This is a genomic window from Rathayibacter sp. AY1E8, assembly GCF_002931415.1.
Classification (GTDB): Bacteria; Actinomycetota; Actinomycetes; order Actinomycetales; family Microbacteriaceae; genus Rathayibacter.
Genome location: NZ_PSVI01000111.1, coordinates 1 through 1,422, shown reverse-complemented (window position 1 = coordinate 1,422; position 1,422 = coordinate 1). Strand labels below are relative to the sequence as shown.

The following is a 1,422-nucleotide window of genomic DNA, read 5'->3' as shown; positions in this document are numbered from 1 at the left end:
TCAAACCCGATCGCCGCTTCGAGCGCCCACTGACCGATCCCCGTATCTAACGGTTCCTGCGATCGCTCCGTGTCGCCGTCGGCAACGTGTGGCTCCACGGCGGCCCCTGACAGCGTTCTCCCACCACTGCACGGCGAACGGCGGACTAAAGATCTGGCGTCAGCGGGCGAAGGTGCGCCCGTAGACCGCCACGTCCAGTCGTTTGTCCCCTAGAGGCAGCGCGCTGGTGAGGACGCCTTCCCGGGTGAACCCGAGCCGCTCAGCAACGCGCCAGCTGCGCACGTTCTCGACCGCCGTTCGTATCTCGACTCGACGGATTCCGCGGGCTGGGACCTCAGTCAGCAGCGCGGTGCAGGCGCGAGTCACGGCACCGCGACCCTCGGTGGCGGCGTCGATCCAGTACCCGAGTTCCGCTGTCTGCGTGTAGGAGTTCATTCGAAGAGACGCTGAACCGATGATGGAATCGCCCGACATGATGACGGTCGGCAACACGGATTCTGCGATGAAGTCCGACAGCTGAGCACGAGTGAAGGCAGCAGTGCCATCGAGAGTTTGGTCGTAGAAGGCCCATGGCTCCCACTGCCTTAGACGCTCAAGATTGGCCACCGTCAGAGCGTGCATCTCCTCGACGGTGTCGAGGGTGCGTAGCGCGAGTCGGAATCCATCGCCGAGTTCGTGAGTGAAACGCATGCAATCAGCATCTCGTACACGGGCTGGTCCGTGCAGGAGCCCGGTCCTCCAAGGCTCGACAACCAGTCCCCTATCGGGACGATCGAGATAGGCGCGCTGTGGGACGGCCCCGGCCACGACCCCCTCGGAGGTCCCCGTCGACGCTCAAACGAAAGTAGGGCGCCTTGACGTCGTCATTGAGACTCCTGCTCGTGCGGTTGGTGGGTCCCGTCGGCGTCGACGGGTTCTCGTTCGCGGCCTCGGCCGCGGGGGTGTCGGTGGGGGGTGTCTCGATGCCCCAGGACGCCAGAGCGTCGCGGCGGGAGACCTCGACCGGCGGCTCGGACAGCGCTCTGCGCTGTTCGAGCTCGGCGCGTGTGACGGTGAGGTCCTGGACGCGGCACTCGTCGCCGTAGGCGAGGCGGTAGAGCCGGTCGGCCTCGTTCTCCAGCCAGTCGACTTCGCCTTGCCGGTCGGCTTGTCCGGCGAGGTACCCGGCCCGGTAGTCGTCACCGGTGATGTTCGGGCCGGTCATGCGGCGTGCTTCTCGATGAGGTCGGGGCGGAACCCCGACCAGTGGTCCTGGTCGCTCGCGACGACCACGGGGGCGGCGGAGTAGCCCAGCTCCTCCGTGACGTACGCGAGCGCTGCGGGGTTGGTGGTGATGTCGACGGTGGTGTACTCGATGCCCTTCTTCTCGAGCACCCGGTAGGTCATGGTGCACTGCACGCATGACGGTTTCGATTAGACGGT

2 protein-coding genes and 1 pseudogene are annotated in these 1,422 nt (G+C 66.0%); all 3 read right to left on the bottom strand.

The features are described from left to right. Nucleotides 1–159 precede the first annotated feature (159 nt). Nucleotides 160–690, bottom strand: a complete 531-nt coding sequence (locus tag C5C74_RS16830; protein WP_104247073.1) for a GNAT family N-acetyltransferase — start codon at nt 688–690, stop codon at nt 160–162. A gap of 70 nt (nt 691–760) precedes the next feature. Continuing rightward, nucleotides 761–1,204 carry a hypothetical protein gene (locus C5C74_RS16825; protein ID WP_104351942.1) on the bottom strand — a complete coding sequence of 148 codons (444 nt, stop codon included), beginning with the start codon at nt 1,202–1,204 and terminating at the stop codon, nt 761–763. After that, nucleotides 1,201–1,413 (bottom strand): annotated as a pseudogene (nrdH, locus tag C5C74_RS16820) (glutaredoxin-like protein NrdH); the annotation flags it as partial. The pseudogene nrdH and the gene C5C74_RS16825, both read right to left, overlap by 4 nt. Nucleotides 1,414–1,422 lie beyond the last annotated feature (9 nt).

Excerpts from the sequence above, each read along its gene's own strand:
- C5C74_RS16830 (WP_104247073.1), bottom strand. The coding sequence starts at position 690 with ATGCGTTTCACTCACGAACTCGGCGATGGATTCCGACTCGCGCTACGC.
- C5C74_RS16825 (WP_104351942.1), bottom strand. The coding sequence starts at position 1,204 with ATGACCGGCCCGAACATCACCGGTGACGACTACCGGGCCGGGTACCTC.